This window comes from Nocardia jejuensis NBRC 103114 (assembly GCF_001613145.1).
In the GTDB taxonomy this organism is placed as follows: domain Bacteria; phylum Actinomycetota; class Actinomycetes; order Mycobacteriales; family Mycobacteriaceae; genus Nocardia; species Nocardia jejuensis.
The window spans coordinates 24,327-50,594 of the sequence record NZ_BDBU01000008.1 but is presented as its reverse complement, the minus strand read 5'-3'; the positions used below and the strand labels follow the sequence as shown (position 1 = coordinate 50,594).

Annotated in this window: 22 protein-coding genes; 7 read left to right on the top strand and 15 right to left on the bottom strand. The window is 68.2% G+C overall.

Translation table 11 applies throughout. The features are described 5' to 3' along the window. Window positions 1-132 precede the first annotated feature (132 nt). Window positions 133-480: a VOC family protein gene (locus NJ1_RS06855; RefSeq protein ID WP_067689017.1), complete on the top strand. Its 348-nt coding sequence runs from the start codon at window positions 133-135 to the stop codon at window positions 478-480. Window positions 481-818: 338 nt separating this feature from the next. Further along, a complete protein-coding gene (locus NJ1_RS06850) occupies window positions 819-1,967 on the top strand; it encodes a DUF7639 domain-containing protein (RefSeq protein WP_157573807.1) in 1,149 nt (382 codons plus the stop codon). A gap of 143 nt (window positions 1,968-2,110) precedes the next feature. On the opposite strand, the gene NJ1_RS06845 is transcribed toward NJ1_RS06850, so the two are convergent. Further along, window positions 2,111-2,725 (bottom strand): TetR/AcrR family transcriptional regulator, encoded by a 615-nt coding sequence (locus tag NJ1_RS06845; RefSeq protein WP_067689014.1) that lies wholly within the window; start codon window positions 2,723-2,725, stop codon window positions 2,111-2,113. Between the two features lie 151 nt (window positions 2,726-2,876). Between NJ1_RS06845 and NJ1_RS06840 the strand changes: the two genes are divergently transcribed. Next, window positions 2,877-3,611 (top strand): SDR family NAD(P)-dependent oxidoreductase, encoded by a 735-nt coding sequence (locus NJ1_RS06840; protein ID WP_067689244.1) that lies wholly within the window; start codon window positions 2,877-2,879, stop codon window positions 3,609-3,611. Window positions 3,612-3,635: 24 nt separating this feature from the next. On the opposite strand, the gene ligD is transcribed toward NJ1_RS06840, so the two are convergent. Together ligD and NJ1_RS06830 are read right to left on the bottom strand one after the other, a co-directional pair. Continuing rightward, entirely contained in the window at window positions 3,636-4,568 is a 933-nt protein-coding gene (gene ligD, locus NJ1_RS06835) for a non-homologous end-joining DNA ligase (protein WP_067689009.1), read from the bottom strand. A gap of 158 nt (window positions 4,569-4,726) precedes the next feature. Next, a complete protein-coding gene (locus NJ1_RS06830; RefSeq protein WP_067689005.1) occupies window positions 4,727-4,942 on the bottom strand; it encodes a hypothetical protein in 216 nt (71 codons plus the stop codon). A gap of 280 nt (window positions 4,943-5,222) precedes the next feature. On the opposite strand from NJ1_RS06830, the gene NJ1_RS06825 reads away from it, so the two are divergent. Then, window positions 5,223-6,854: a PucR family transcriptional regulator gene (locus NJ1_RS06825; RefSeq protein WP_067689002.1), complete on the top strand. Its 1,632-nt coding sequence runs from the start codon at window positions 5,223-5,225 to the stop codon at window positions 6,852-6,854. Between the two features lie 26 nt (window positions 6,855-6,880). On the opposite strand, the gene NJ1_RS06820 is transcribed toward NJ1_RS06825, so the two are convergent. From NJ1_RS06820 to NJ1_RS06785, 8 genes are all read right to left on the bottom strand, one after another. Next, window positions 6,881-7,405, bottom strand: a complete 525-nt coding sequence (locus tag NJ1_RS06820; RefSeq protein WP_067689000.1) for a hypothetical protein — start codon at window positions 7,403-7,405, stop codon at window positions 6,881-6,883. A gap of 322 nt (window positions 7,406-7,727) precedes the next feature. Then, window positions 7,728-7,919, bottom strand: a complete 192-nt coding sequence (locus NJ1_RS06815; RefSeq protein WP_067688997.1) for a hypothetical protein — start codon at window positions 7,917-7,919, stop codon at window positions 7,728-7,730. 79 nt (window positions 7,920-7,998) lie between these two features. Then, entirely contained in the window at window positions 7,999-9,204 is a 1,206-nt protein-coding gene (locus NJ1_RS06810) for an aminotransferase-like domain-containing protein (protein WP_067688994.1), read from the bottom strand. Continuing rightward, a complete protein-coding gene (locus NJ1_RS06805) occupies window positions 9,201-11,003 on the bottom strand; it encodes a dipeptide ABC transporter ATP-binding protein (protein ID WP_067689241.1) in 1,803 nt (600 codons plus the stop codon). Before NJ1_RS06805 ends, NJ1_RS06810 begins: the two co-directional genes overlap by 4 nt. Further along, window positions 11,000-11,890, bottom strand: a complete 891-nt coding sequence (locus NJ1_RS06800) for an ABC transporter permease (protein WP_067688991.1) — start codon at window positions 11,888-11,890, stop codon at window positions 11,000-11,002. Before NJ1_RS06800 ends, NJ1_RS06805 begins: the two co-directional genes overlap by 4 nt. Then, window positions 11,887-12,843: an ABC transporter permease gene (locus NJ1_RS06795; RefSeq protein WP_067688988.1), complete on the bottom strand. Its 957-nt coding sequence runs from the start codon at window positions 12,841-12,843 to the stop codon at window positions 11,887-11,889. Before NJ1_RS06795 ends, NJ1_RS06800 begins: the two co-directional genes overlap by 4 nt. Beyond that, entirely contained in the window at window positions 12,843-14,192 is a 1,350-nt protein-coding gene (locus tag NJ1_RS06790; RefSeq protein ID WP_067688986.1) for an NtaA/DmoA family FMN-dependent monooxygenase, read from the bottom strand. The genes NJ1_RS06795 and NJ1_RS06790 overlap by 1 nt, the downstream gene beginning before the upstream one ends. After that, the gene (locus NJ1_RS06785) at window positions 14,189-15,751 is read right to left on the bottom strand and encodes an ABC transporter substrate-binding protein (protein WP_067688982.1); all 1,563 of its coding nucleotides are present in this window, start codon (window positions 15,749-15,751) and stop codon (window positions 14,189-14,191) included. The genes NJ1_RS06790 and NJ1_RS06785 overlap by 4 nt, the downstream gene beginning before the upstream one ends. 495 nt (window positions 15,752-16,246) lie before the next feature. On the opposite strand from NJ1_RS06785, the gene NJ1_RS06780 reads away from it, so the two are divergent. From NJ1_RS06780 to NJ1_RS06770, 3 genes are all read left to right on the top strand, one after another. Further along, on the top strand, window positions 16,247-17,152 hold the full coding sequence (locus NJ1_RS06780) for a LysR substrate-binding domain-containing protein (RefSeq protein WP_067688979.1): 906 nt from the start codon (window positions 16,247-16,249) through the stop codon (window positions 17,150-17,152). 535 nt (window positions 17,153-17,687) lie between these two features. Continuing rightward, on the top strand, window positions 17,688-18,932 hold the full coding sequence (locus tag NJ1_RS06775; RefSeq protein WP_067689238.1) for an acyl-CoA dehydrogenase family protein: 1,245 nt from the start codon (window positions 17,688-17,690) through the stop codon (window positions 18,930-18,932). A gap of 37 nt (window positions 18,933-18,969) precedes the next feature. Then, on the top strand, window positions 18,970-20,037 hold the full coding sequence (locus NJ1_RS06770) for an LLM class flavin-dependent oxidoreductase (RefSeq protein WP_067688977.1): 1,068 nt from the start codon (window positions 18,970-18,972) through the stop codon (window positions 20,035-20,037). 96 nt (window positions 20,038-20,133) lie between these two features. Here the strand turns inward: NJ1_RS06770 and NJ1_RS06765 are convergent, their stop codons facing one another. From NJ1_RS06765 to NJ1_RS06750, 4 genes are all read right to left on the bottom strand, one after another. Then, the gene (locus tag NJ1_RS06765; RefSeq protein WP_067688975.1) at window positions 20,134-21,165 is read right to left on the bottom strand and encodes an aldo/keto reductase; all 1,032 of its coding nucleotides are present in this window, start codon (window positions 21,163-21,165) and stop codon (window positions 20,134-20,136) included. A gap of 339 nt (window positions 21,166-21,504) precedes the next feature. Beyond that, on the bottom strand, window positions 21,505-22,293 hold the full coding sequence (locus tag NJ1_RS06760; RefSeq protein ID WP_067689236.1) for an SDR family NAD(P)-dependent oxidoreductase: 789 nt from the start codon (window positions 22,291-22,293) through the stop codon (window positions 21,505-21,507). An 11-nt stretch (window positions 22,294-22,304) separates the two neighbouring features. Further along, the gene (locus NJ1_RS06755; protein WP_245717250.1) at window positions 22,305-23,099 is read right to left on the bottom strand and encodes an alpha/beta hydrolase; all 795 of its coding nucleotides are present in this window, start codon (window positions 23,097-23,099) and stop codon (window positions 22,305-22,307) included. A 38-nt stretch (window positions 23,100-23,137) separates the two neighbouring features. Continuing rightward, on the bottom strand, window positions 23,138-25,963 hold the full coding sequence (locus NJ1_RS06750; RefSeq protein ID WP_084477821.1) for a helix-turn-helix transcriptional regulator: 2,826 nt from the start codon (window positions 25,961-25,963) through the stop codon (window positions 23,138-23,140). Between the last annotated feature and the right edge of the window lie 305 nt (window positions 25,964-26,268).

The following is a 26,268-nucleotide window of genomic DNA, read 5'->3' as shown; positions in this document are numbered from 1 at the left end:
TGTCGGGCAACCGGTTTGGTCGGCCCCCAACGCGCGGGTCGCGGCATGAGCGGACATCCTCGTTCGGACCGATGATTTTCGGCCGCAGCGGTCGTCTGAACCCTCATGCAACGAACAGGGGTGGTGACCGGAATGGACCTGTACAGCGTCATGTGCGTTAGCGACCGGGACCGGGCATTGCGCTGGTATGCGACCTTCTTCGGGCGTGCTGCGGATGAAGTCATCGGCGAAGAACTTCTGTGGCAGACCGGTGAGAACGCGTGGATCGTTGTCGACGATCGCGATGTTCGGGCCGACAGGGTGGGCGGGGCGATGATCACACTGGGCATCACTGACCTCGACGTCTTCCTGGCCCGTCTTTCTGAGCACGGCATCGCTTACGGATCGGTCGAGACCTACAGCAACGGCGTGCGACACGTCGAAGTGCTCGATCCAGACGGGAACAGTCTGTCGCTCGCCCAATCACCACCCGCGCAGTAGTCGGCAGTTGCGGACATTCTGCACCGCACCAGGTTCCGGCCGCCGGTGCCTCGCGTCGGCCGGTTCGGTCAGCGCGGTATGCGGCAATGTGTGCATTCGGTGGCGGTGCCCGTTCGAATCCCGATCCGGCCTAGACCTCCATTCTGGCCACCCGACAGTGTGAAAACTGACTGCCGGGGGCAGTTGACGGAGGTTCAGGCCGGTTGCCCTCCGATCTGCGAGCACGCCCATCGGCATGATGGTGCGTTCGGGCGGCAAATGCATTGCCGGTCCGAACAGCCTGGCAAGCGCCAAAGAGCGGATGTTGGTTGTGACGTGCGCGGCGCTATGGTGCGGAGGTGGTGTGGAAGAGGCCGACGTATCGGGTTGCAGCTGGGGAACGGATCGACGGAGCGTGGTCGCATGTCTGGGTTCAGGGGCACTCCGGTTATTACGTCGAGGATCTTTTCGTGTTCGCCGACGGTGTGATCCGGTGCGGGGAGTCGTTCGATCTACCCGGCCTCCAGCGGCGCCTCCACAGTGGAAAGGTCGCCCTGAGCGACCCCGGGCGTCCGTTGCCGGAGCAGCCCGAGCAGACGCCGCGATGGTCTGCGCGATACCCGGAACCGTTGACGCACAACGGGTTTCTCGGCGAGATCCGTGACGAGATCTCGATGCTGAACGGCCGACCGACAACATCGGACCTGTGCCGAGAGGCGATCGGGCGCTACCGGGGCGCGCCAACCGAAGCCAACAGGCTGCTGGTCAAGGACGCCTATCTCACGATCCCGGCGCACCTGCGGGTCTTCGTCCTCGGCGACATGGACAGGCAGGACATCCCGCTGCGGCAGCTCGTCACCGAACTCGGGAAGCCTGTCGGCGGGGACGGTCCGATCGCCACCGTCGAGATGCACCGGCTGGTGCTCGAATATTTCGAGGCGAGCCACCGGGGAATTCAGCACAGCGGTGATCGGCTCGCCCGGCTGCACGCCGATGATCCGGCGACGCCCAGGACGGCGACGATCACCCTGCATGAGCGGGGCGGTCCTCCGGTAGAGCCGCCCGCAACGCTCGACCTGTTCGTTCTGCGCAATGAGTTTCCCGCACCGCTGTCGTACGCGGGCGAGACCTATCCGACAGTCCTGCACGGGTATTGGGCGCTGGCGGCGCACGACCGCGACGACCATGATCGGGTCCGGGACGCCCCGACCGTCTACGCGGCGCACGAGATCGGCGGCAGTTGCGTTCTGCGATCGGACTGGTCGCTGGCGCGCACTGCCGTCATGGCCGGGTTGCTGCGTGCCAAGTTCACCCAGCACCTGGAACTGGCCGAAATACTGCGGTCCACCGCCGACGCACCGATCAGCTACACCGGCTACTCCGAGTCCCCGTTCTGGACCGATCAAGGCCGCGACGAAGGTCGCAATTGGGTCGGCCGCCTTCTCGAACTGGTCCGATCCGAGTTGTCCGCCACGACGATTCACCACTTGCCCGCGGATCGGTCGTGATAGCCGACTCGGTCAGCGCGCCACGCGGCAAGGGAGTGGATTGCCGATTCTGTGAGCATTCGGCCACTCTTGCGGTGGTCAGCATCGTTCTGGGGTAATCGAGAATTCCGACCCGCGAGCCTGTTTGCCGGACGGCGTCGTACTCAGCCCTCGACCGCTTCCGGTTGCGCGGCGGGGAGGGCATTGTCGATGAGCAAAGCGGCGATGGCGGCGGCGGTCGGGAGGGTCTCGATGCCGAGTACTCGGGTGCGGGCCGAGGCGCCGTCGAGGAGTAGCGCCAATTGTTCGCCGAGTTGTTCGGGGTCGGTGGCGCCGGCCTGGCGGGCGGTTTCGGCGAAGCGGACGGCGACGGACTTCTTGTAGTCGTGTGCGCGGCGGCGTGCGGCGTGGTGGGGGTCGGTGATCTCGACGGCGGCCGCGATGAACGGGCACAGCGGGGTCACCTCCTGCGGGGGTACCTGCCGTGGCTTGTCGAAAGCGGCGAGCAGACGTTCGCGGGGGGTGAGATCGGGGCGGTCGAACACGTCGGGCATGGTGTCGGGATCGTGCCGGCGCAGGTACTCGATGACGAGCTCGTCCTTGCTGGTGAAGTGCTGGTACGCAGTGCGTTTCGACACGTGGGCGGCCATGCAGAGCTGGTCCATACCGGTGTTGTTGATGCCTTGTTCGCGAAACAGCCGCAGTGACGCGTCGAGGATCCGTTCGCGCGCGCCCCTGCCGCGACGTTGGCCGCGAGGGCCCTTCTCCAACTCGGTCACCACTCGATACTACCGCGCGGGTACCGGTCGGTGTACTTAGCTTGCGGGTCGGCGGACAAGCCGCTACTTTAAGTAAACCAAGCCGTATACATAGCTTGGTTTATGCAGGTGGAAGCGATGCTTCTGGCCGATGCGCGATAAGGGAGTGATCATGGGCAAGCTCGATGGCAAGGTCGCGGTAATCACGGGCGGATCCAGCGGTATGGCGTTGGCGAGCGCCGAACGGTTCGTCGAGGAGGGCGCGTACGTCTACCTCACCGGCCGGCGACAGCAAGCAGTGGACGAGGCCGTGAAGCTGATCGGGCGCAATGTGACCGGCGTGCAGGGTGATGCTTCCGACTTGGCCGACTTGGACCGCCTGTTCGAGACGGTCGAACGGGAGCACGGCGGCATCGACGTGCTGTTCGCCAGTGCCGGAACGGCAGAGGCGGCCAAGCTCGGCGAGATCACCGAAGCGCATTTCGACAGCACTTTCGGGCTGAACACGCGCGGTACCTTGTTCACCGTGCAGAAGGCGTTGCCGCTGTTCAACGACGGCGGATCGATCTTCATGACCGGGTCGATCGCCTCGGTCAAGGGCTGGCCGGACTACAGCGTGTACGCGGCGAGCAAGGCCGCGCTGCACGCGCTGGCCCGCGTGTGGTTGTACGAGTTGAAGGACAGGCGAATCCGGGTCAATGTGCTGAGTCCGGGCCAGATCGCCACGCCGATCCAGGAACAGTTGTTCGACGCGGAGACCAAGGCCCAGTTCGAAGCTTTGATTCCGAGGGGGACGATGGGCCGGCCCGAGGAGATCGCCTCGGTCGCACTGTTCCTCGCCTCGGACGACTCGTCATTTGTGAACGGCCTGGAGCTGGCCGTCGACGGCGGCACCTCCGCGATCTGAACTCGCCTCTCGCCCGGGTCGAACCTATGCGGGCATTTCCACCATCGCGGGGGTCTTGTCGGTGCGCAGGCCTTTCCAGCTCGGCATGCGTAGACGCTCGCCGGCGAATTCGCGATATTCGACGTCGCCGACGAGGATCGGGGCGACCCAGCGCCAACCGGCGGGGGCGGATTCGGGCGGGATCGGATCGAAAGGGCTTGCGGGGGTTTCGATCTCGTCGAGGGTGGCGCGGATGATTCGGCGCGCGGCCTGGGTGAATCCGGTGCCCGCCAGGCCGATGAAGACCAGGCGGCCCGATTCGTCGTGCGCACCCAGGATCAGCGAGCCGAAGGTGGGTCCGAAGGCGCCCGCGCCGGGCGTCCAGCCCGCTACGACCACTTCGGTATTGCGGCGAAGTGGAGTCTTGATCCAGGCCGGGGAACGGCGGCCGGGGAGATAGACCGAGTCGATGCGCTTGGACACGATGCCTTCGAGGCGGTGTTCGCGCGCGACGTTCAGCAGTTGCGCGGCGTCCGTGCCGATCCAGTGCGGCGGCGCGGAGAGCGGGTCCGCGAAATCCAGGTCCGCGAGTCGCCTGCGGCGTTCGAGGTACGGCTCACCGGTCAGGGCGGTGTCTCCGACTGCCAGCAGGTCGAAGGCGAACAATCGGACCGGGACCTCGGCCATCAATTGCTCTCCCGGCCGGGTCACGTGCATGCGCCGCTGCAACCGCCCGAACGACGGCGCTCCGTCGGGGTCCTGCGCCACGATCTCCCCGTCGAGCATCAGAAAGTCGGTGCCCGACAATCGCTTCAGCGCGGTGACCAATTCCGGGTAGGAACGACCGACGGAATTTCCGTTCCGCGTGTAGAGCGCGCAGTCCCCCGCGTCACACACCGCGATGATCCGAATTCCGTCCCATTTCATCTCGACCGCCCATTCGGGCCCATCCGGAGGCGGTCCCCCGGTCGCCAGCATGGGCTCGGGTGCGGGACGTGCGGACGCGGTCACGGCGGGCCGCTATCCGAGTCGGCAATTCGGCAACGGGGGCATGCCCAGAGTTTGCCGCTTTATTCACCGAGCCGAATCAGCGACCCGCCGCGTACGCCGAAGTTGCACCGTGTGCCAGATCGGGATCAGCGGCAGACCGAGTCGACGATCGACTGCGCGACCGGCGCGAGCGGGCTGTCCTTGCCGCCCGTCGCCTCGATCAGGAAGACCAGCGGGTAGGTGACGAGCGAGCACACCGGGGAGGGCGGCGGCGGAGTCGCGGCCGCGGTTCCGGCTCCGGCCACCAGGGCTCCGGTGGTCACGGTGCCGGCGATGGCCAGGGTGGCGAAGACTTTGCGCATGTCGAATCCTCTGCTCTCGGTTGCGGGTGCCGGGCGTTCGTCGGTTCACGACGAATTCTGCTGCCCGGACGAACGCTTATGGATAGCTATCCAGTTGCCGTTACCTCGCGAATTCCTATGTCAGGCATATGTGACCACGCTCATAACGGCCTTCTGGCATATGCATAAAACGGCTCGGACAATTTCGTTGATTTGCCATGCGTTGGACAGGGTGTCTGTTTTTTCACGGTGCGCACACGTGCATTCTCGGATGCCGCACGGTTATCGTTTTCTCGTGGTCATGGAAATGGCAACTCCCCGGTTCATGGTCGAGGACCTGAACAGTGATGTCGCGCGTCTGCTGAGTGAGAACCGTTCGCCACATCACCCGGTCACCAGCGTCGAGTTGTTCGATGCGGCCGATCCGGAATTGCCTCCGGGCGCGATGGTGCTGGCCGTCGGAGTCTCCGGTGAGGAGCAGGTGCGTGCGCTGCTGAGCATCGCCGAGCGAGATTCCGCGGCGGCCGTCGTGATCAAGGGCTCGGCCGCGAAGATCGCCGCCGATATCGCCCGCGAGGTCGCGGTGGTCTGGCTGCGCGAGGACATGTCGTGGATGGAGCTGGCGGTGAGCCTGCGTCGCCGCCTCATCGGCAAGGTCAGCGCGGATCGCTCGTCCGACGGTTCCGCGGCCAACGAGCTTTTCGCACTGGCCGATTCGATCAGCGCGGTGGTAGGCGGACCTGTCACCATCGAATCCGACTCCGCCGAGGTGCTCGCCTGGTCCACCGGTCAGGAGGGAGCCGATCCGCTGCGCGTGGAATCGATTCTGGCCCGCACGGTGCGCCCCGGCTGGGTGCATCTGCTGGCCGAGGAAGGCGTGCTGAGCGAGATCGGCCGATCGCGGGATCCGGTGTTCGTGCCCGCGCATTCGGTCGACGGTCAGCCGATGCCCCGGGTGGCGATCGCGGTACGCGGGGGCGCTGCCGTCCTGGGTTATATCTGGATCGTGGTGCGCGAGCCGCTCTCGCCGGAAACGGCCGCCCGCCTGCGGGACATCGCGCGGGTGGTCGCACCGCAACTGGCGCAGCTGAATCTCGATCCGCCCTCGGCGGCCCGTAAACGGCAGCGTCAGCTCGCGGATGCGGTGTTCGCCGGTGGTCCGGCGGCGACGGTGGCCGCCGGACAGCTGGGCCTGGTGCCCGGGCCGCTCGTCCTGATCGCGATCGGGGCCGATTCCCCAGCGCACCAGGATGGGTCGGATATCACCGCGCAGCGTCGCCTGGACAGTCTCATGGAGCACTATCTCAGCGCCGTGCACCCGTCCAGTGTGGTGGCGCGCAACGCGGGGGTGCTGCACGCGCTGCTGGCGTGGCCGGGGCTCACGGAGCAGGCCGCGATGGCCGGAACTCGTTCGCTGGCAGAGGATTTCGCGGGACGCTCGCTGGACCGGACCGTCTATCGACTTGCTGTGAGCCCGGCCGTTGCGTCGGTCACCTATTTGTCCGTGGCCAGAGTGCAGGCCAATGCGATCCTGGCGACGATGCTGCGGGACGGGGTTTCCGGCACCGGTCAGGTCAGCGCGGAGCTGGCGGATGTCGCGCTGCCGATGCTGCTGGGACGCTTGGCCGACTACGCCGATTCCCTGGAGCTTCCGGACTTCGTCGGGCCGTTGCGGGCGCTTGCGGACGATGAGGGCACGAATCGGCAACTGCTCGAATCACTCTCGGCATACTTCCAGGCCGGTGCGGTGCTGGACGATGCGGCCGCGAGCCTGCACGTTCACGTCAATACCCTGCGCTACCGGATGAAGAAGGTGCAGGAGCTCAGCGGACTGGATCTGCGCGACGCCGACGCGATGTTGCTGTCGCAGTTGGAACTTCGACGGTGGCAGCTGCGGCGCGGCACACGAACACCCGCCGCCCCGCAGCCCTGAGACACACCGCGGCGTTCACAGGTCGATCACTGCACGATGTTCGGGACGGCGCTCGGGTTGGTCGCGCCGACCGCGGCGCCGATCCCCGCGCCGACACCGGTACCGATCGCGGCGCCCACGCCCGCGCCGACGGCGACCGGAACAGCCTCGCCGACCGCGAAACCGAGTGCGCCACCGGCCAATGCGCCGGTGATCGCACCGCCCGGGAGGGTGACCGTCTCGAGCGGAACCGCCGGCAGACCGATGGCGCCGCCGATGGCCGCGCCCGTCGCCGCACCGATCGGCACGCCGACCGCCGCACCGGCGATACCCAGCGGCAACCCCGCGACGCCGCCGACGATGCCACCACCGACCGCGCCGACACCCGCGCCGATGCCCGCACCCACCGCGGCACCGCTGGCGATCGGGTTCGAGACCTGCTGCACCGCGACCGGAGCCGGGTCGGACACCGTCGCGGCACTCGCGGTTCCGGCGCCCATGGCCAGCACGAGGGCGGGAACGGCGGCGGTGATGATCGCCGCGCCTGCGACGGTGGTGAAATTCTTCTTCATCGGAACTCGATCCTTTGCACTGGGGAAAGTGGATACCTTTCGATATTCCGTCCCGAGAGTGCGTGTTTTCTTGTCGAGCTCTTCAAGACCTCCGAGTGCCGTTTGTCGCTGCCGACACAGGCTCTACCAGGCAGTTCACCGGCAGGCCAGCATTTCCGGGTGGCTACCGGCCGATCTTTGGTCAATTCCGCGGCGTTGTCCCGCACCGGTCCGCGGGCAAGCGCCGAGATGTGGTGCGTCACACAACACGGCCCGGAGTCGGGTAACCGATTCCGGGCCGTCGTCATGCACGCTGTCGCACGTCGTGCACGCTGTCGCGGATCTATTTGGCCGCGATGCCGCTCTGACGAATGACATCCAGGGTCTCGCCGTAGGTCAGGCTGGAGTCCACCGTGATGCTCTCGGCGGAGTTGTCGACATTCACCGCGCTCACCGTGTCCAGACCGCGCAGCGTGCGCTCGGCGACGTCGGCATCGCTGGAGAAGTTGGGAAGCTGGAAGGTATAGACGCCCATGGCGCTGTCCTCTCGAATCGGGAATGCTGCCTGCCTTTTCGGCATAGCCGCCCTCGAGCTCCTCAAACCCCGCCGTCGCCTAGTGCGCGTGGAAGGCCTCCGCCAAGCGCTGGGCGGCCGTGCGCAAACGCTCCGGGGAGTTGTTGCTGAAGCCGAGCCGCAGGTTCTGAGTGTGGTGCACCGCGCCGTCGGGATCGAAGTACCGGCCGAGGGAGAAGTCGGTGCCCAGGGCGCGAGCGCGCGCCTGCACCGCGCTCAGATCCAGTTCCGGATCGGACGCCGTGGCCCACAGGAAGATTCCGCCCTCTGGATCGGAGAATTCCAGCACGTCACCGACGGATGCGCGCAGTTCGGTGGTGAGCGCGCGGGACCGTTCCCGGTAGATCTCGTGCGCGGCGGTGAGAATTCCGTCGAATTCGCCCGGGGTGGTGAGCAATCGGGCGATGGCGGTCTGGGTGAGCAGCGAGGAGTGCTGATCGTTGTTGCCCCGCAGCCGGGTCAGCGCGGGGATCAGCCGGCGTGGTCCGGCCAGCCAGCCCAGCCGCAGACCGGGGCCCAGGGTCTTGGAGAAGGTGTTGACCCGCACGACCACCTCGCTCTCCAGGCTGGCATCGGCCACGCCCTCCCCGGCGAATCGCAGGTCGCGGTAGGGGTTGTCGGACACCACCAGAAAGCCGTACTGCTCGGCGAGCGCCACGACACGGGCACGGTCGGCGGCCGGCAGGGTCGAGCCGGTCGGGTTCTGGAAGTCGGGGATGAGGTAGAACAGCTTGGGCCGCAGACCCGCCCGCAGCCGATCCTCCAGGGCGTCCAGGTCCAACCCTTGTTCGGTGACCGACACCGAAACGACTTGTGCGCCATAGTGTCCGAGCAGACGCAGGGCGAGCGGGAAGGTGGGGCTCTCCACCAGCACGGTGTCGCCCGGGTCCAGGATCGCGCTGAACAACAGGCTCAGTCCGTGCAGCGCGCCGTTGGTGACCAGGACGCGGTCGGGGTCGGTGCCCTCGTGTCCGGCGATCCAGGAGCGCAGCGGCTCGATACCGGGTGCCGACGAGTACTGCAGTGCGGCAACCGATATCGCCGGATCGCTCAGGGTCGCGTCGTAGGCCGCTCGCAGCTGCCTCGTCGGCAGCGCCTCGTCGGCGGGCACACCGCCCAGCAGCCGGATGGCGTCCGCAGCGACCCCGCTGGGCGGGGGACCGAATCCGCCGAGCGGGGATTCGTGCGCGCCGAGGCGGGACAGCAGGGTGGCGCTGTCGAAACCGGTTGTCAGAGTGTCGGTCATCGTGATTCTCCTCGAGAGGGTTCGATGGACTTGCCCGGCACCGCGGCCAGCAGGGCTCGGGTGTAGGGGTGTTCGGGTGCGGTGTAAAGCTGTTCGGTGGGACCCGATTCCACGATGCGTCCGTGCTGCAGCACCACGACCTCGTCGCACAGGAACCGCACCACCGCGAGATCGTGCGAGATGAGCAGCAGGGTCAGCCCCCGCTCGCGGCGCAGTCGCTCGAGCAGACGCAGAATCCGCGCCTGCACCGACAGATCCAGTGCCGAGACCGGTTCGTCGGCGACGATCAGCGTGGGGTCGTTGGCCAATGCCCGGGCGATCACCACCCGCTGCAACTGCCCGCCGGACAGCTCCCGAGGCAGCCGGTGCGCGTGCGCGGCGGTCAGTTCGACCTCCTCGAGCAGCTGAGCCACCCGCTCCCGGATCGAAATGCCGTGCAGTTGCACACCATTGAGTTCGAGCGGTTCGGCGATGGACTGCGCGACGGTCAGGCGCGGATCGAGCGCACCGTAGGGATCCTGGAAGATGTACTGGACCGAGCGCCGCCAGCTGCGCGCCGCCGCCCGATCCAGATCGTGCAGCGCGACGCCGTCGTATTCGATCACCCCCTGCTCGGGCCGATCCAATCCGACGATCTGACGCGCCAGAGTCGTCTTGCCCGAACCGGATTCACCGACGATGCCGACCGCCGCCCCCGCGCTGACATCCAGCGACACCCCGTCCAGCGCGATGTGCCGAGTCCTGCGCAGCTTCCCCGGCGCGGTGACCGCGAAACTGCGCCGCGCCTCACGAACGCGCAGCAACGGCGGCGACGCCGCGGATTCCCGCCGATTCTGGTGTGCGGTCTCCGGCGGGTTCGCCGAAGGCGAGGATCCGGCCGCATGGCCGGTCACGTTCACCGCACTCGACGACTGCCCGTCCCCGGGCTCTCGCACCGGTGCGCCCGCGGGTTCGGCGTTCTCCCGCCGAAGCAGCGCCGGGGTGGCCGCCAGCAGTTGCCGCGTGTAGTCGTGCTGCGGAGTCCGCAGCACCGTCGCGGTAAGACCGGATTCGACGATCCGCCCCTCCGACATGACGTGGACCCGATCCGTCCGATCGCCGATCACGCCGATGTCGTGGCTGACCAGCAGCACGCCCAGGCCCAGTTCGGCCTTGAGCCGGTCGATCAGATCCAGCACCTGCGCCTGGACGCTGACATCCAGGGCGGTGGTGGGTTCGTCGGCGACGAGCAGCGCCGGTTCCCGGGCCAGCGCGAGCGCGATCACGACGCGCTGGTTGAGGCCGCCGGACAGTTCGTGCGGGAACGCGCCGAATGTCTTGCCCACCTCGGTGATTCCGACTCGCTCGAGCAATTCCGCTGCGCGCGTGCGCCGTTCGTGGCGGGTCCGCAGGGTGCGCGGCAGCGCCTCGAGCAGCTGGGTGGCGATGGTCAATCGTGGATTGAGAGAGGCGGTGGGGTTCTGGAAGACGACCCCCACCCGATCGGCCAGCACCCGCGCCCGCCGCCGCGCCGGGACCTGCGACGGGTCCAGCCCCGACAACAGGACCCGGCCCCCGGCCACCTGTGCCGCGCGCGGCAGCAATCCGGCGATGCCCAGTGCCGTCATCGTTTTCCCGGAGCCGGATTCCCCGACCAGCCCGACCGTTTCACCGGGCCGGATGTTCAGGGACACCTCGTGCACCACCGTGGTCGGCGGCCCGTCGCGGCCGACGGTGATGCGCAGGTTCTCGACCACCGCGACCGGTTCGGCGATCGGTTCGGCCGTCGCCTCGGTGACCGTGAGCAGACTGGTGGTCATGCGGGGATCTCCTGTCCGGCGGGCGCGGTCGCCGGGCGACGCCACGCGGTGAGCAATCGGCGAGCGCCGCGACGCGGTCCGAGCTGGAATCGCTCGGCCAGCGCGTCACCGGTCAGCTGGAATCCGACGATCGCGAGAATCAGTGCGGCGCCGGGGAACAGCGCCACCCAGGCGGCGTTGTCGAGCCGGGCCTGTCCCCCGGCGACCATCGAACCCCAGTCGGGGGTGGGCGGCTGCACGCCCAATCCCAGGAACCCCAGACTCGATTCGAGCAGCAGGATGGCCGAGGCGTTGAGCGTGAACGCGACCGTGAACAGCGGCAGCACCCCGGGCAGCAGATGCCGCACCGCGATATCGCCTCGCCCCGCCCCCGAGAGCCGAGCCGCCTCGATGAACGGCCGCTGCACGATCGATTGCGCGTGCCCCCGGATCACCCGGAAGGTCAGCACCCACGACCCGGACACCAGCACCCCGACCAGCGGCACCAGCGAATTGCCGACGAAGGACAGGATCACCAGGGCCAGCACGATGGTCGGAATGGCCAGCTGCACATCGGCCAGCCGTCCCGCGACGGTGTCCACCCAGCCGCCGAACAGCGCGCCGAGCAGCCCCAGCACCAAGCCGATCACGGCCGCGATGACCGCCGCGATCGCGGTGACGGACAACCCGATTCGCCCGCCGTACAGCACCCGGGTGTAGACATCGCGCCCGAGTTCGTCGGTGCCGAACCAGTGATCGGCGCCGGGCGGGCGCAGTACCGCGTTCAAGTCCTGATCCAGCGGCCCGTGCGAGGTCAGCAGCGGCGCCGCCAGCGACAGCAGCACCAGGATCCCCAGCAGTGCCGCGCCGATCAGCCCCGCGACCGGACGCCGCGTGCCCGCGCTCATCGCGCGATCCTCGGATCGAACAGTGCGGCAAGCACATCCACGATCAGATTGATCAGCACGAATCCCACCGCGATCACCAGCACGCAGGCGATCACCAGTGGATAGTCGCGGTTCTGCACCGCGTTCACCGACAGCTGCCCGATACCGGGCCAGGAGAAGATGGATTCGGTGACCACCGCCCCGCCCAGCAGCACGCCGGCCTGAATGCCGAGCACGTTCAGTGTCGAGCCGAGCGAATTGCCGACGACGTGGCGCAGCGTGAGCCGGATCGGGTGCAGTCCCTTGGCGCGGGCCGTGCGCACGTGATCGGAGTCCAGCACCTCCACCAGCGCGGTCCGGAAGACCCGGGAGATGCTGGGCACGAAGAAGATTCCGAGCGTGATCGACGGCAGCACCAGATGCGCGAGCGAACCCGAGCCCCGCGAGGGCAGCACGTGCAGTGTCACCGAGAACACCAGCACCAGCAGCACCGCCAGGAAGAATCCGGGGATGGCGTCCAGGATCGTCGCCACCGAGACCGGGAGCCGCCGCAGCAGCGGTCGCTCGCTGGTGGCCGCGACGTACCCGATAGCGCCGCCCGCGACCACACCGAACAGCAGGGCCGCGGCCCCGAGGGTGGCGCTGGGGGCCAGCCTGCTCAGGGCCAGCACCAGTGGATCGCTGTTGTAGCGCAGCGAATCGGGGAACTCACCGGTGAGCACCGCGCCCACGAAACGGAAGTACTGCTCGTACAGCGGACGGTCGAAACCGTAGAGCCTGCTCACCCTTTCCAGCTCCCCGGCCGGTGCGTCGGGAGCGATGAGCATGACGGCCGGATTGCCGCTGGAGTAGAGCGCGAAGAACACCAGGGTGATCGCTCCCCAGACGGCGATCAGCCCGGTGAGCACGCGCCCGCCCACGTAGCGCGGATTCAACGGCAGGCGCAGCACCCGCCCCGGGGTCGCGGTGACCATTACGAGGCCCCGTGCGTGTACCGGTGGCCGAGCAGGTTGCCGCGCAGCGTGGTGTCCGCGTACTCCCTGCGGAAGATGCCGCGCCGCTGCAACTCCGGCACCACCGCTCGGGCGACGTCGTCGAACGCACCCGGAAAGTGCGTGGGCGACAACACGTATCCGTCGACCGCCTCGGCCTCGAACAGATGGGCCAGCTGATCGGCGACCTCGGCCCCGGTGCCGACGATCTGCGGGGTGAACTCGCTCGCGCCGAAATGCTTGGCGATCTGGCCCAGAGTCAGCTCGGTGCCCAGGGATTCGCCGTTGCTCGCCGCGAGCGCGGTGAGGTTGTCCAGCAGTCGCACCCCGGCCGCCTCGTCGGTGGATCGCCGGGCGACGGCCTCGGTGAACAGCAGATCCGGGTCGAGCCCGTTGAGGTCGGTGCGCACGAACTGGCTCAGGAACGCCACCGCCGCGTCGGTATCGACCAGGGTGTTCAGGAATTGCTGTCGCGCGCGGGCGATGTCGGTGGTCTCCCCGACGATCGGCTGCACGGCGGCGATGAGCTTGATGCTGTCGGGATCGCGACCGGCCTCGGCCGCGAGCCTGCGCAGATCCTCGCGTTTGGCGCGCAGATCCGCCTCGTTGTTCTCGATGGCGAACACCAGCTCGGCCCATTTGGCGCCGAATCGCCTGCCGCGCGGGGAATCTCCGGCCTGGATCAGCACCGGCTTGCCCTGCGGAGAGGGCGGCAGCGTCAGCGGTCCGCGCACCCGCACGTACTTGCCCTGATAGTCGGGGGTGGCGACCTTGGTGGTGTCGACGAACACCCCCGATTCCTTGTCCGCCACCAGCGCGTCGTGTGCCCACGAATCCCACAGCGCCACGGTGGATTCCACGACCTCGTCACCACGGTCGTAGAGTTCGGTGCGCTCGAGTTCCTCGACGAAGGGGAAGTTGGCCTGGGTCGCCTCGCCCTTGCTCATGATGATGTTCCAGGCGACGCGCCCGCCGCTGAACTGATCGAGGCTGCCGAGGGTGCGGGCCAGGTGGTACGGCGCGTTGTAACTGGCCGAAAGGGTGACCCCGATACCGAGGTGCCGGGTCACCCCCGCGATGACCGAGGCCAGCTGGGTGGGTTCGTGCTTGAGGCCGTTGCTCAGCCCGTAGCGCGCGAAATTCGGGTTGTAGGCCAGGGTTTCGGGGATGAAGGCCATATCGAACTTGGCCCGCTCCAGGGTGCGCCCGACATCCTCGAAGAGGGTCCGGTCGTTGAAGTCGCGCTCGGAGTAGGGATGCCGCCAGGCACCGACGTAGTGATTGCTCGGGAACAGCACGTATCCCGCGAGGAACAGCTGTCGTTCGCTCATGCCCGGTCGACTTCCTGTGCGTAGAGGTAGCGGGTGGTGCGCGGCGACCAGTTCAGGCCGTCGCGGACGAGGGAGGAGAAGGTGCCCGGCCACAGGAACACCGTGTGCGCCTGGTCGTGGTAGCGCTGGGTGGCCTGATCGGCCAGGGCGCGCGCGGACGCCGGATCGGTGGCCGCCTGCAGTCGGTTCACCAGATCGTCGAATTCCGGGTCGGTGATATTGCTCTGCTTGTAGCGGGACTTGCTGGTGAACGGATCGAACACGGTCCAGGCGTCGCGGTACTGCCCGCCCCAGCCGATGTAGACCAGATCCGCGGCCTGATCGCTGGGCTGGTTCTGGCGCGAGAGCCAGGCCGGGAACGGCGTCTCGGTGATGTTGACCTTGATACCCACCGCGGCCGCCTGCTGCGCGAACGCCTGGCCGATGGCGGTACCCGCGGCGTAGGTGCCGGCCGGGATATCCAGTTGCAGCACGACATCGTTCGAGTGCCCGGCCTCGGCCAGCAGCTGCCGGGCCTTGTCCGGGTTGTAGTCGTAGGCGGTGACGGCCGGGTTGGTGTCGAAGAACGGGGGCGCGATGACCTGCCCCTGCGAGGGCTGTACCGCGCCTTTCAGCAGACCCGAGATGATCGACTTCTTGTCCACCGCGTAGTTCAGCGCCTGCCGCACCCGCGGATCCGCGAGCGGGCCGCCCTTGTTCTCGTTGATCGAGATCACCTGCACCCAGGAGCTGTCCGAGAGCGTCGAGCGGTAGTCCTTGTTGCTCTTGAACTGATCCAGGCTCAGCGGATCCAGGTTCAGCGCGATGTCGACCTCGCCGGCCTGTACCGCCGACACCCGCGCGGCCTCGGACGGCAGCACCTTGTACTCGATGTTCGAGAAGGCGGGCTTGGTGCCCCAGTAGCCCGGGTTTCCGGTCAGCTTCGCGCCGTTCTCGAGGTCGATGGACTCGAGCAGGTACGGCCCGGTGCCGATGGCCTCGGTATTGAGATTGCCGCTCCCCCAGAACTTCTGGGTGGTGATGTAGATGTTCCAGAGCCGTGACGGCAGATCGATCGCCGGCTGCTTCAGATGGAACACCACGGTGTTCGCGCCCTCGGCGGTCACCGAATCGGTGTAGATCTTGAACTGCGCGCCCAGCTGGCTCTTGGTCGCGGGATCGAGCAGCTCACCGAAGTTCCAGGCCACATCCTGCGCCGTGAGCGGGGTCCCGTCGGAGAACTTCACCCCTTCACGCAGCGTGAAGCGCCACTCGAGCAGGCTGGGGTTGGTCCACGCGCTGGCCAGCCGGGGCTGCACCTGCCCCTTGGGATCCAGGTAGGTCAGCGCCTCGTACACGGTGCCCTTCACCGAACCGTCGCTGTCGGGAGACCCACCGTTGTGTGGGTTGAGTCCGGTGAACTGGCGCGAAAGCGCAAGGCGCAGAGTGTGATCCGCGCCGAGTCCGCCGCCGGAACCGGAATCGCCGCCGAGGGCGGAACTGCACGCTCCCGTGAACACCGTCGTGCCGATCGCCAGCAGGGCGATCAGCCGGCGACCACCGGAAAAGGAAAAGCTCATGAATGGGTACTCCGATATTCTTCTCGACAGCGACTGCGCCGTCGCGGGGTATGGGGTGTCGCGGGTATGGGTGTCGCGGGCCGTATTCGATACGGCGGATGACCGAATTCCGCACGCGCCCGGAATCACGGTGCGGCGCGATTCAGGGTGCGGAAAGGTCCGCCGCGGTGGCGGTCGGGGTGAAACGGGTCAGCGACAACAACCGGTGACGGTCAGCGGGACCGCGCGCCGATGCGCGGAGCGGCCGCACAGGCGATGATCTCGCACCAACCGCTCCTTTCTCCGCGTTGCGCCCGGATCGCATCCCGCGATCCATCGCAAGTGTGCACATCGGCCCGAACCGGAACAACAAAGCTGCGCTTCGTGATTCGTTCAGTTTTTGTGCACGATCGGCGCGGGCTTCCACAGCGGCTACACAGAATCGCCCTGATCGTAAGGATTTTCTTCACACGCCGGTGCGCGAAGTATCGACGCCGGGGCGAAAGTGAGGCAGACGTGTACGACATCCGACGTCTCATCCTGTTGCGAGACCTGGCCGAGCACATCACGATGACCGCCGTCTCGGAGCTGCACGGCATCACCACCTCGGCGGTGTCGCAGCAGTTGCGCATCCTCGAGGAGGAGGTGGGCACGGTACTGACCCGCAAGGAGGGCCGGGTACTGCGGCTGACCTCGGCCGGGCGCGTGCTGGTGGATCACACCTCCCGCATCATCGCGGCTCTCGAGGAAGCCGAGAGCGCGGTGGCGGCCACGGCCGAGCAGATCACCGGGGTGCTGACGCTGGCGACCTTCCGTACCGCGCAAACCCGGCTGGCGCTGCCGGTGGCCGCCCAGCTGCGCGAACAATATCCGCGGCTGCGGGTGCGCGTGGTCGATCTGATGCCGGTCGATTCGGTGCCCGCGGTGCGTCAGCAGGAGGTGGACCTGGCCATTTCCTATGCCTATTCCTTCCGCGCCCGCGATCTGCCGCTCGGGCTGGAGTCGGAGTATCTGTTCAGCGATCCGCTGGTGCTGCTGGCTCCGGACGCGCTGCGTGAGCGGGTACGCCAGCACGGATTGGTCGCGGTGCGCGATGCGGACTGGATCACCGCGCGCGACGGTGCGCCCTCGATCGCCTCGGTGCTGTACGCCTGCCGTGAATCGGGTTTCGCGCCACGCATCGAACATCGCAGCGCCAGCTTCGCGGCCATGGCCGAGATGGTGGAGTACGGGCTGGGCGTGACAATCGTGCCGCAGATGTCGGTCTCGCCCGAGCATCACCGGCTCATCGCCTGCCCGGTGGCCGGGGGCAATCGCCAGGTCGGGGTCACCTATCGGCGGGCCTCGCTGGAGCGCCCGGCGGTGGCCGCGGCCATCCACGCGCTGCGCACGGTGGCCCAGCCGCTGCGCCTGGCCTCGTGAGCGGCGATCGTCGAGAAAAACTAAACGATGCTCGTAGATCGGCTGTGTTGTTCGCCCGATGCCCGCTTCGGATACTGAATTCGCGAGGGGTGCGAAAACCGACCGCGCCCAGTCGATTCCATGATTCACGACCGCGTGCGGAACGGACGTGTTCCGGGCGGAGTACCGCCACACCACGCTGCGCGGTCACCTCGGCATCCCCGAACCGGCGAACCAGTTCGCCGCGCGGCGTGACTCGCGTCGTGCGGCGACCACCGCGTAGCGCCGCGCCCGAGGCACACCGACCGTACTCATCGTTCCAGGAGTTACCTTGACCAGAGCCGACACCACCTCCATCCAGTACAACGGCGAATCTCTCTCCAGCGCACTCTCATTCGACTCGCCGGACGCCACCGGACCGCACACCGCGGACGTACGCGATCTCGACCACCACTCGCCCGTCGACGAAACGACAACGTCCGGCCGCGACAACGAGCCCGAGACTCGCACGTCGCCCGACCGCTCGCCCGCACGGCCCGATCACGAGGCCGGCCTCGTGCCCGTGCCGCGTCCTGGTTCGCCGGAGCTGCTCGCCTTCGTCGCGGAGGTGGCGGCCGATGCCGCGCGGCGGCGGGACGCCGGTGGCGCGGAGCCGCCGTTCGCGGCCGTCGCGGAGCCGCCGTTCGCGGCCGTCGCGGAGCCGCCGTTCGCGGCCGTCGCGGCGGCGAAACGGTTGCGGCTCGGGGCTGTTCGGGTGCCGGCGGATCTCGGCGGTGGGGGTTGGACTGCCTCGGAGCTCTTCGAATTGCTCATCGATCTGGGCGAGGCGGACCCGGATGTGCCGCATATTCTGCGCATCCATTTCGGGTTCGTGGAGGAGTTGTTCCGGCTGCCGCGCACGGAGGCCAAATCGGCGTGGATCCCGCATGTGCTGGCGGGCAAGCTGTTCGGTGGGGCGCTCACCGAACTCGGTGACCGCGCCGCCGGATCGTGGCAGTACGACAGCACGCTCGTCCCGCGTCCCGAGGGCGGGTACACCCTCAACGGGCGCAAGTTCTACAGCACGGGCACGCTCTACTGCGATTACGTCCGGGTCAGTGCCGAGGTGCCGGAGCGGGGGCTGCTCACCGCGGTGGTGCCCACCGATCGTGCGGGCATCGAGCATCTCGATGATTGGGACGGAATCGGGCAGCGACACACCGGAAGCGGCACCACCGTCCTGACCGATGTGCTGGTGGGCGAACACGAAACGCTGCCGTGGCGCGGCGCGGACTCGAAAGTGCCGCCGCGCCAGTCATTCCCGCAGCTCTACCTGCACGCCATCGCGGCGGGCATCCTGCGCGCGGCGGCGGCCGACGCGGCGGCACTGGTGCGCGGTCGCCGCCGCACGTTCGTCTTCGCCACGGCCGAGCAGCCGCGCGAGGATCCGCAACTGCTCGAGGTCATCGGCACCATCTCGGCCACCGCCTTCGCCGCCGAGGCAACCGTGCGCATCGCCGCGCAGGCCCAGGATCGCGCCTTCGACGCCGCCCGCGCCACCGGAATCGACGCCGCCCTCGAACATCACGCCTCGGTCCTGGCGGCCCAGGTGAAGGTGGCCCTCGAGGAACCGGCGCTGCGGGCGGCCGCACGCATCTTCGAGGTCGGCGGCGCGTCGGCCACCCGCGCCTCGGCGCACCACGACCGGCACTGGCGCAATCTGCGAACCCTGTTCTCGCACAACCCGACCGTCTACAAGGCGCGGGCCCTCGGCGACCTTCTCGTCAATGACACACAGCTTCCCGAGGCCGGGCATTTCTGACCCGTCATTCCCGCCGTCCACCGCACAGGAAGAACATATGAGTTCCGAATACCTCTGGTACATCCCGAATCAGGTCGGTGCGGGACACCGTGGCGACGTCGTCTCCGACGATCACAACAGTCTCGACACCCTGACCACTCAGGCCACGGCACTCGAGAAACACGGCTGGAAGGGTGCGCTGCTGGGTGCGGGCTGGGGCCGTCCGGACACCTTCACGGTCGCCACCGCACTCGCGGCCCGCACGACCACTTTCGAACCGCTGGTGGCGATCCGGCCGGGGTACTGGCGTCCCGCGAATTTCGCGACCGCCGCGGCGACGCTCGATCATCTGTCCGGCGGCAGGCTGCGCGTCAATATCGTGTCCGGGAAGGACGATCTGGCCGCCTACGGGGCCGAGGTGGAGGATCAGGCCCAGCGCTACGGGCGCACAAGGGAATTCATGCAGCTGGTGCGCCAACTATGGACGCGGGAGAACGTCACCTATCGCGGGGAGCACTATCGGGTCACCGATTCCACCGCGGTCCCCCGGATCACGCCGCGCGGTGACCGCTCGCATCCGACACTCTACTTCGGTGGCGCGTCCGAGGCCGCGGAGCGAGTGGCCGCGGCCGAGGCCGATGTCCAACTGTTCTGGGGTGAACCGCTCGACGGCGTCCGCGCCCGCATCGAACGCCTCCGCGCGCTGAGCGAGGAGATCGGCCGCGAGCACGCGCCACTCGAATTCGGTTTGCGGGTGACCACTTTCGTGCGTGACACCACCGAACAGGCATGGTCCGAGGCCGAGGCGAAGGTGGCGCGGATGGCCGAGGGCCGGACCCCTCCACAGCAGCACGCCGATCACTGGACCGCCGTCGGACAGAAGCGACTGCTGGACCTGGCCGCGCGGGGCGACGTGCTGGACGAGAACCTCTACACCGCGCCCGGCCGGTTCGGCGGTGGCGGCGCCGGGACCACCTGGCTGGTCGGCTCCCCCGAGGATGTCGCCGCATCGCTACGCAAGTACCGCGACCTGGGCATCACCCATTTCGTGCTGTCGGATACCCCGTACCTGCCGGAGATCGAACGCCAGGGCAACCAGCTGTTACCACTGCTGGACAGCGAATAGCGCACGGCGGCAACGCATTCGAGGAGGCCCGGCCGGTGGATCCCACCGACCGGGCCTCGACTTCTCGGCGCCGGGCGACTCACCGCCGCCTGCGGTTCAGAGCCCCAGACCGGTCCCGTGCACGCCGTGCTCCTCGATCAGCGCCAGCTCCTCCTCGGTGAGCGCAGGGAAGCTCAGAGCGGCGATATTGTGGTCGAGCTGCGCGGTGGAACTCGCGCCGATCAGCGCCGAGGTCACCTCGGGCCGTCGCAGCACCCACTGCAGTGCCAGCTGTGCCAAGGACTGCCCACGCGCCGCGGCGATCTTGTCGAGCGCGGCGGTGCGCTGCCGGTACGTCTCGTCGATCACGTCCGGGGACAGGAACGTGCTGTTGCGGGCACGCGCACCCTCCGGAATCGCCTCGAGGTACTTGTCGGTCAGCAGGCCCTGCGCCAGCGGCGAGTAGACGATCACACCGAAGCCGTCCTCGACCGCGGTGTCCAGCAGTCCGTTCCGCTCCGGCCGGCGATCGTAGATCGAGTACCGGGCCTGATGGAGCAGCAGCGGCACACCGGCGGCGCGCAGCAGTTCGGCGGCCTCGTGGGTGCGATCGGGCTGGTAGTTGGAGATGCCGATGTACAGCGCCTTGCCCTGCTCCACCGCGCTCACCAGCGCGCCGACCGACTCCTCGAGGGGCGTGTCCAGGTCCGGGCTGTGGTGATAGAAGATGTCGACGTAATCGGTGCCGAGGTCGCGCAGACTGTGTTCCAGCGAGGTGAGCAGCGACTTGCGCGATCCCCCACGCAGATACGGGCTCGGCCCGATCGCGTTGCCCGCCTTGGTCGAGAGGATCAGCTCATCGCGGTAGGGCGCGAGATCCTTGCTCAGCACCCGGCCGAAGTTCTGCTGCGCGGCCCGATGCGGCGGACCGTAGCGATCGGCATTGTCGAAGTGGGTGATGCCCAGATCGAAGGCGTGCAGGATGATGTCGCGCTGCGTCGCGAACGCGTAGTCGGTGCCGAACTTCTGCCAGAGCCCGAAGGAGAACGCGGGCAGGTCCAGACCCGAACGCCCGGTGCGCCGATAGGGCACTCGCTCGTAGCGATCCTCCGCGGCGGCATAGGTCTGTTCGAAGGGGCCGTAGCTCATGGGTGATGTCTCTTCCGTACGCGCCGATGGTCTGTGCCCGGACGTTATCGAGACATCTCATCACCCGACATCGGTTGTGCTCATGACGATTCCGATTATGAGTTGCGCCGCATTCGCTCTCCGGCCGGAGAGAACTCTTTGACACTTGTCAAGCATTATCTTGACGAGTGCCCAGGGAATGGGTAGCGTGGGCGCCGCACAGACGCGGGCCGCTACTCGGAGCGGCTCGGGAGCGTCGAGTCCGCCTGCAACGGACCCAATGACGGCGCTGTATGGTCGGGGCCCCACCGCCGCCCGCACGAGGCCCCGACCACTCTCCCGGGCGTGGACGATCCGCCGTCAGAGCGTCTGCACGAGTCCACCGTCGATCACGAAGTCCGCGCCGGTGACATTCGCGGTCCGTTCGCTGGCCAGCAGCAGCACCAGATCCGCGACCTCCTGAGGATGAGTGAAACGTCCCGTGGCGCTCTGCGCCGCGGTCTGCCGGACCACCTCGTCGGGATCCGCGGCCGCCGCCGCACCGACCACGGCCGCGACGCCCTGATCCCCCAGCCACAGCGCCGTGGTGACCGGCCCCGGCGAGATGGTGTTCGCCCGAACCCCTTGGGGCCCGAACTCTTTCGAGAGCGACTTGCTGAAGTTGGACAGCGCCGCCTTCGCCGCGGAGTAGTCGATGACGCCGGGATCGGGAAGGAAGGCGTTGACGGAGCTGACGGTCACGATGACCGACGTATCGCGCCGGATCAGGTGCGGCAGCGCCGCCCGCGCCGTGCGCACCGCGACCATCAGGTTCGTCGTGAGCGCCCACTGCCAGTCCTCGTCGGTGACCGCGAGGAACCCCTGCACGCGGGGAACGACCGCGCCGACATTGTTGACGACGATATCGATTCCACCGAACGCGGACACGGCCTCGTCGATCAACCGTTGCGGCCCGTCGGGGGCGGTCAGATCGACCGACACGCTCCGCACCTCGTCGCGGGCGGCCAGCTCGGTCAGATCCTTGCTCCCGGTGCGGGATCCGGCGACCACCGAGACGCCTTCGGCGGCAAGCGCTTTGACCACACTCAGCCCGATGCCCCGGCCCGCGCCGGTCACCACGGCGACCTTGCCCGCGAGGTTGAGGTCCAGCATCGCGGTGCTCAGAGCTCCTGGTTCTGCAACCAGGACACGCAGGCGTCGGCGACCTCGCGCCAGCCGTGATCGACCACCAGCGAATGCCCTCGATCCGGGAATTCGAGCAGATCGGTGACCGCCTCGGAATGCCGGTACTGCTTCAGGGTCGCGCGGGTGACGGCCTCGGGAACGGTGTGGTCCTTGCCGCCGGTGATCAGCAGGAGCGGGCCGCGCGAGGCATTGGCGGTGTCGACCTTCGCCGCGGAGTGCGGGTTGAAGTTGGCCGCCGCCGCTTCGAACAGCGGCTTGCCCGGCGCGGGCACCGTCCAGCGTTCGAACAGTTCGTCGGACTCCTGCTCCGGGATCGCGTTGCCGAACGCGTACCGGAATTCCGACTCGGTCAGCGAGACGGCCTTGTTCCGGTTGGCCGGGTTCTTGAATACCGGCGTGGTCGAGCGCAGCGCCGAGAGCGGCAGCGGCAGTACGCCTTTGATCTGCGCGGCGTCGATGGCGATCGCGGCGCGCGCACGGTCCTGTCCGAGCAGCTTCTGCGCGACCATACCGCCGAAGGAATGCCCGATCAGGATCGGCGGGGCGGGCAGATCGGCGATGATCGCGGCGTAGTGCTCGACCACGTCGTCGATCCCGTGGCCCGCCACGTCGTCGGGCGTGGCCCGGGCCGCCTCGACGGTGTCGGCCTCACCGGGCCAGCCGGGTGCGGAGACCTGGTAGCCGAGGTCCTGGAACAGCGTGAGCCACGGCTGCCAGGACGCCGAGTGCAGCCAGAGTCCGTGGATGAAAACGACCGGAGTCTCGGTCACGATGTCTCCCTGGGATTTCGGTGGAGTGGACCCGTTCATCAGACCTGGGGCAGACCGATCGGCGAATCAGAGGAAACCCCCAGCGGTTCACCCCGGTCCCCGGCCCCGAGTCTCGAACGGAGCTGTCTGCGGGAGGTCACCGCGAGCTTCCTGAAGATCTTCGTGAGGTGGTACTCGACGGTGGAGGTGCTGATGTAGAGGCGAGCCGCGATCTCGGTGTTGGTCAGGCCGTCGGCCGCCAGTGCCGCGATCTGCGATTCCTGGGGTGTGAGCTGGGGAGCGACAGTCAGGGTCGCGCGCGGCACCCGCTGACCCGTGGCGGCCAGTTCGGCCCGAGCCCGCTCGGCGAAGAGCGGGGCTCGGGCGGCGGAGAACATCTCGAAGGCCAGCCGCAGGTGTTCGCGGGCACGCGTTCGCAGCTTTCGCCGACGCAGCCACTCTCCGTACAGCAGGTGGGCTCTGGCGAGATCGACGACGATCGCGCTGCGCCCGAGCTGCTCGATCGATTCCCGGTAGAGGCCGTCGGCCGCGTCGTCCTGCGCCAGCAGCGCCCGCGCACGAGCCAACGATCCCAGTGCCCAGGGTGTTGCGCTGGCGCGCGCCTGGGCGTCCAGCCTGGCGCAGGCCAGCAGCGCCGCCGCCGGGTCCTGCGCCCGGACCCCGGCTTCGACCATGTCGGCGAGCGCCAGATTGCTGTGTCCCGGAACGTCTTCGGCGTAGAGGAACCGCGCCCGGTCCAGTGCGGCGGCGTAATTGCCCAGGCTCAGTTCCAGCACGGTCATGTAGCGGGCGACCGCGACCGCCTGCATGGCCCGCGCCGGGAAGTCCGCCCCGTCGACGGTCGACGCGAGAGCACGTGCCTCGGCCTCCGCGCCGCTCCAGACCAGCAGTTCCAGTCGTTGCACGCTGTGTTCGTCCCGCAGCCCGATCACGGTCAGCAGTTCGCGGACCTCCGCCAGATGGGCGGCGCCCACCTCGCGCCGGCCTGCCCGCAACGCGTCGGCCGCCTGGCATTCCAGCACGACCCGCAATCCGACCAGGGCGCCGTTCTCCCTGTCGAAGGCATGCAGCCGCGCGAACACGACGTGCCGGGTCTGCTCGTCCCACAGTTCGTCGCACGCGAAATGGGCGAACACCGCCAGGGGCATGCCCATCTCGGCGAGCTCGTCTTCACGCAGGGCATGTAATGCCTTGCGCCACAGCGGTACCGCCGCCGCATGCCCGGCACTGATCCGTGTCGCGAGGGCGACGATGAACAGGTCGTACACCGACATCTCCGACGAGCGCCCGCCGATCGCGCGCAGCGCGGCACGGGCCACCTCGACCGGCGTGGTGCCGACCGTGTCCTCGCGCGACAGCATCGCCGAACTCAGCGCCTGCGCGAGCAGGAGCCAGGCCAGATCGCCGTCCACACCCTCCAATTCGGCTGCGGCGGACAGCAATACGGCGGGCTGGTCCTCGAACCGGCAGAAATACGTCTCGATGGCCGCGTTCAGCCAGCAGATCCTGGCCCGGAGCGCGGGGAGGGTGCGCACCGGCTGGATCATGGCGAGCAAGCGCTGCGCGGAGTGCGGATCACCGCACATCAGATGGGCCTGCGCCGCGACCAGCCGTCTCTCGTCACGACGCGACGCCACCGGCGTCAACTCGGCCGCGCGTGCCAGGAACAGCGCCTCGGCCGCGTATCCGCCGCGCACCCGGGCACGCTCCGCGGACATCTCCAGATCGCGCGCGACCGCCTCGTCGGCGCCCGCGGTGGCCGCGGCCAGATGCCAGGCCCGGGTGTCGGGGTCGTGGTCCGGATCGCAGGCCGCGGAGATCGCCTGATGGGCCCGGCGCAGCCCGCCCGGATGCGCCGAACCGTGCACGGCGGAACGGATCAGCGGATGGGAGAACCCGAAACCGCTGCCGCGCACCAGAACACCGGCCTCGACCGCACCGTCGGCGTCGGCCTCGGACAGACCGAGCAGCGCCGCCGCCCGCCACAGCAAGGCTTCGTCCCGAATGGGACTGACCGATGCGAGCAGGAGCAGATCCTGGGTGGGCTTGGCCAGCAACCGGATTCGCTCGAGGAAACAGGTCACCAGCCGTGCGCCGATCGGCAGCGGATCGGGCAGCGACGCGGCTCCGCTCAGCTGCGTGGTCGTCAGCGACGACGCCAGGGTCGTCAACGCGAGCGGGTTGCCGCCGGTCTGCTCGGCCAGGTCCCGGGCGACCGCGTCGTCGAGCGAGCCCTCGACGGCGCGGGTGAGCAGTTGCCTGGCCGCGGCCTCGGGCAGTCCCGTCACCGGCCGTACCGATAGCCCATCGAAAACCGCTGTGTCACTGGGCAGCTCGCGCACCGCGAAAAGCAGCCCGACGCCCTCGGCGTGCAGTCGCCGGGCGACGAAGGTCAATACCTCGCGTGATTCGCGATCGAGCCACTGCGCGTCGTCGATCAGGCACACCACGGGGCATTCGGTGGCCAGGTCCGCGAACAGGCTCAGGGTGGCCAGCCCGACCAGGAAGCGGTCCGGCGCCGGACCGGTGACCAGACCGAACGCCGCACCCAGCGCGACCCGCTGCGGTTCGGGGATTCGGTCACGACGATCCAGGAACGGCCTGAGCAGTCGATGCAGTGCGGCGAACCCCAGCGGCAACTCGGACTCGATCCCCGAGGTTCGCAGCACCCGAAGACCCTCGGCCGACGCGGCGGCATATTCGAGCAACCGGGTCTTGCCTATCCCCGGCGCCCCCGCCAGCACCAGGCCGTCACTCAAACCGCTCCGCACCTTGTCGATGAACCCGTGCAGCACAAGGCATTCCGTCTCCCGCCCCACCAGATCCGCCCCGCGCGCGGTCAGCGGGTCACGAATGTCGGTCATCGACCCCACCTCGCGGCCCGAGGTGAGAGCGCGATAACGCGGCGGAGCCCGGTGGTGGCGAGACGCACGCCGTGAACGCGACGATTCCACCTGGTTGCCCACCAGTAGCCTCACCCGGCCGGCTGTCGATCATCGCGCTCCTACTTTGCTGACTGCGACTGTCATATCAGCAATGGCGGCATCGTGCGGGGCGAAGGCTTCAGCGCGGCGGGAAGCCTGTGGCGCGGCTCACCACGGGATGAGGACAGGCGGCCGCCACGATTCGGACGTGACCCCGGCGCGGTACTGGGCGGAGTGCGCCGGTG